3 protein-coding genes are annotated in these 4,584 nt (G+C 64.8%); all 3 read right to left on the bottom strand.

All coding sequences use genetic code 11. From position 1 onward, the window contains the following. The coding region (locus tag EN893_RS19775) for an efflux RND transporter permease subunit (protein ID WP_164900970.1) at positions 1–2,980 on the bottom strand (2,980 nt) is incomplete at its 3' end. Further along, entirely contained in the window at positions 2,977–4,140 is a 1,164-nt protein-coding gene (locus EN893_RS19770; protein ID WP_127271405.1) for an efflux RND transporter periplasmic adaptor subunit, read from the bottom strand. The genes EN893_RS19770 and EN893_RS19775, both read right to left, overlap by 4 nt. A gap of 192 nt (positions 4,141–4,332) precedes the next feature. Beyond that, on the bottom strand, positions 4,333–4,584 hold a 252-nt coding region (locus EN893_RS19765; protein WP_164900969.1), incomplete at its 5' end, for an SIS domain-containing protein.

Below are 4,584 nucleotides of genomic sequence, written 5' to 3'. Positions count from 1 at the left end.
CGCCGACGATGACCCAGCCGAGCGCGACGCGCGCCTCGGCACCGGCGCCGCTCGCCAGCACCAGCGGCAGGCCGCCGAGCACGGTGCAGATCATCGTCATCATCACCGGCCGCACGCGGATGATCGAGGCCTGTTCGATCGCCTCGCGCACGCCAAGCCCGCGGTCGCGCAACTGGTTGGCGAATTCGACGATCAGGATGCCGTTCTTGGCCATGACGCCGACCAAAAGCACCAGGCCGATCTGGCTGTAGGCGTTGAGACTGGTGCCCGAGAGGAGAAGCGCGAAAATCGCACAGGCCAGCCCTAGCGGCACCGTCGCCATGATGATGACGGCGCTGACAAAACTTTCGAACTGGGCGGCCAGCACCAAAAGGATGATGACCAGCGCGAAGCCGAAAATGGTGACCATGGCGCTGTTGGTCTCGCCCAGCGTCGCCGCCTCGGCCAGCGGCAGGATGCGGCTGCCTGGCGGCAGCAGCGGCGTGGCGATTTGCTCGGCGCGGGTGAGCGCATCGCCAAGCGCGAAGTCGCCGCTGAGGTTGGACGTGATCGCCACAGAGGGCTGCTGCTGTTCGCGCGACAGCGACGGCGGCACGGCGCGTTCGGTCAGCGTGGCGATGGTCGACATCGGCACGAAACGTCCGTCGGCTGTTTTCAGGAAGATGTTCTCCAGATCCGTCGGATCGTTGATCGGATTGGTGGTCGAGACCAGCTTCACGCCGTAGCTGCGGTCGGCGATGTAGACGTCGACGACGTCGTTGCCGTCGAGCATGGCCTGCAGGGTGTTGGCCAGTCCCGATATGTCGATGCCGAGGTCAGAGGCGCGCTCGCGGTCGATGGCCACGGCGAGTTGCGGCTGCGTCGGGTCGATGGACAGGCGCGGTGTCTGGAAGCGCGGGTCCTTCTGCATCTCGGCGATGATCTTCACGGCGGCATCGCCGAGCGCCTTGCGGTCGTTGCCGACCAGCGCGAACTGCAGGCCGTTGCCGGCGCCGCGGATACCGAGGCTGTTGGGCTGGACCGGGAAGATGCGCACGCTCGGCACCTGCCTGGTCAGCTGGCTGATCTCGGCCATGATCTCCTGCTGGCTGCGGCTGCGCTCGTTCCACGGCGCCAGCGTCATCACCATGAAGCCGGAGTTGTAGGAGCCGTTCTGGCCGGCGTTCTCGAAAGTGCTGCGGATCTCGCCGGAATCGCGCATCGGCTGGATCAGTCTCTCGATCTTCTGCATCTGCTGCGTTGTGTAGTCGAGGCTGACGCCTTGCGGGGCGCTGATGCGCAGAAGCACGGCAGCGCGGTCCTCGGTCGGCGTCAGCTCCTGGCGGATGGTGCCGAACAGCGTGAAGGCGGTGCCGGCGAACAGCACCGCGACCAGAAGCACGATCCATGGCGCGTCGAGGCAGGCGTGCAGGCTGCGCTTGTAAGCCGTATTGAGCGCGCCGCCGATGCGGGCGCCGATGCCATGGCCACCTTCGTGGTGGAGCGATGCGCCGGTCAGCATGCGCGAGGCGAGCATCGGGCACAGCGTCAACGCGACCACGCAGGACAAGAGCACCGACATGGCAAGCACGAAGCCGAATTCGCGGAACAAGCCGCCAGTCTGGCCGGGCAGGAACGAAATCGGCACGAAGACGGCGACCAGCGTCAAGGTGGTGGCAATAACGGCAAAGAACACTTCCTGCGCGCCAAGCACAGCGGCCGCACGCGGTCCCATGCCTTCGTTGCGTCGTCGCACAATGTTTTCGAGCACGACGATGGCGTCGTCGACGACCAGGCCGGTCGCCAGCACCAGCGCGAGCAGGGTCAGGATGTTGACCGAGAAGCCGGCCAGATAGATGGCGGCGATGGTGCCGATCATGGCGACCGGCATCGCCAGGCCGGGGATCAGCGTCGCGCGCCAGTCTAGGAGAAACACATAGATGACGATCAGCACCATGGTGACGGACAGGCCGAGCGCGATCTCGACCTCGTGCACCGCGCCCTTGACGAAGACCGCGTCGTCGCTGGTGATCTTGATCGACATGCCCTTGGGCAGGTTTTCCTGCAGCTTGGCGACGGCGGACTGGACGCCGGTCGAGATGTCCAACGTGTTCGATTCCGCCTGGCGGATGATGCCGATGCCGATGCCGGTCTTGCCATCCGAGCGCAATGTGGTCTGGCCAACGTCGGGGCCGAGTGTGACGGTGGCGACATCGCGGATGCGCGTCGTGCCGCCGATGATGATGTTTTCGAACTCTCCCGGCGTGGTGACGTCGGCAGTCGTGCGGACGATCAGGTCCTGGTTGGTCGTGGTGATCGAACCTGCGGGGGAATCGAAGGCGACCGAGGCAAGGGCGGCCCTGAGGTCGGCAACCGTGAAGCCGAGGCTGGCCAGCTTGTTCTGATCGACGTCGATGCGGAAGATCTTGTCGCGGTCGCCATAGACCTGGACGTCGGCAACGCCGGGCACGGCGGCCAACTCGTCCTCGATCTGGTCCTGGACCACCACGGTCATGTCCTGGATCGACATGTTGTCCGAGGTCACCGCCAGCCGCATCACCGGGTCGGAATTGGCGTCGGCCTTGACGATGCGCGGCGGATCGGCGGTGTCCGGCATCTGGTTGGCGACGCGGCCGACGGCATCACGCACGTCCGAGGCGGCGACATTCAGATCGACGCCATCGTTGAACTCGATGGTGACGCGGCTTGAGCCGAATGAGGAAGACGACGAGATCGACTTGACGCCGGAGACGCGGGCGACGGCGCCCTCGATGGTGTCGGTCAGCTCGCGATCGACGGTCTCGGCCGCCGCGCCCTCGAAGGTGGTGGAAACGGTGACGACCGCGCGATCGACATCAGGCAGTTCGCGGATCTCGACGCCGTAGAAGGCGGCCAGGCCGGCGACCGCAATCAGTGTGTTCAGCACGAAGGCCATCACCGGCCTGCGGATGAACAGGGCGGTGAAGCCGGTCTCGCTGGCAGTGTTGGCGGGGCTGGTCATGTGCCTGCGGCGGCGTCCGCGGCGCGCTGCTCTTCACCTGCAAGGCGGACCGCGCCGCCCTCGCTGACGCTCTGGGTGCCCTCTGTGACCACCATGTCGCCATTGTCGATCTCGGCGTCGATCAGCACGGTCTCGGTGTTGCGCTGTATGATGCGCACCGGGACCCGCCTGGCCTTGCCATCCTCGATCTGCCAGACATAGGCGCCGTCCGACCCCCACAGGATCGCCAGCGGGCTGACGGCCGGATAGATTTGCCCCGGAAATTTCATGGTGATGCCGAACGACATGCCGGCGCGCAACGAATCCGCAGGGTTGGCGATCTTGGCCTTGACCAGCAGGGTGCGGCTCTTTTCATCGATGTGGTTGTCGATGGCCGAAACGGTGCCGCTATAAGCGTTGCTGGGATTGGCGATCGGCGTCGCCGTCAATTGTGCGCCGACCTTGACGGCGGCAGCGAAGCGCTCGGGCACTAGGAAATCGACCAGGATTGAGGACCGGTCGTCGAGCGTGGCGATGGCCGACTGGTTGGTGACATAATTGCCGGCCGAGATCGGCAGGATGCCGACGGTGCCAGCGATCGGTGCCAGTATCGACCGGCGCTGCAGCGCCAGTTCCGCATCCTGAAGCGCCAGCTTGGCGCCGGCCAAGACCACTTCGGCATCGGCCACTGCGACTGGTGTCGCGGCATTGGAGGCACGAAGCGACCTGACGCGGTCGAGTTTGGCCTGCGCATCCTGCAAGGCGAGCTTGGCGCGGTCCTGAGAGATCACTTCGGTCTCGGAATCCAGGGTGGCGAGGATCTGTCCCTTATCGACATGGCTGCCGGATTCGACCAGCAGTTCGGCGAGGCGGCCGGAGCTGTAGGGATTGACGGTCACCGAGGCGTTGGCACGGCCGGTGCCGATTGCCTGCAGGCGGTCGTTGATAACAGCCGAAGTGGCCGCAAGGGCGACCACGTTCACCCGCTGGTTGCCGCCATTACGGCCGTTTGCCTGCTTCGCGTTGGCGGTGCCGGTCTCAGCCGGGGGCGTTGCCGCGGAGGCCCAGTCGATGCCCCAGCGTGCCAGCACGTCCGGCGCGCCGGGATAAAAGCGCAGCCAGGCGGCTGCCGCCACCACCAGCACCACAAGTGCAAAAAGTATCTGTTTCCAGGCGGCCATCGGCACTCCGGTTGGTAAAACAATCCTTCCGTCTACCGGTTTCCCGAATGAAGCAGACGCAGCGAGGCTATTGTAAGGCAAAGAAGCCGCCTCGATATCGCGTCTTTATGACAATTCTCCGGGGGCTGCGCACATTAAATATATGTAACCTTTGAGAAAATATGCGTAACGCTTTGGATCGTCGCACAGGCACTAACGCAGACTTTCCATCTCGCGAATGCGTTTGGCGCCTTCTGCTTCCAGTTGCCTGGTGACGGCGCCGATCAGCGTTTCGGCGACAACGAAAAGGGCAGCCGAAGAGTCCCATGCCGACGGCACCGCGGTTCGTCCGGCGATAACATGACGAGCAAAGCGGGCGATCGGCGACAGCCACTGGTCGGTGAACAGCACGATCTGGACGCCACGCTGATGCGCCTTCTCGGCGAAGCGGACGAGGCTGTCCTG

Source organism: Mesorhizobium sp. M7A.F.Ca.CA.004.04.2.1 (genome assembly GCF_004022825.1).
In the GTDB taxonomy this organism is placed as follows: Bacteria; Pseudomonadota; Alphaproteobacteria; order Rhizobiales; family Rhizobiaceae; genus Mesorhizobium.
The sequence above is the reverse complement of the archived record's forward strand: the minus strand, read 5'-3'. Positions and strand labels throughout refer to the sequence as shown.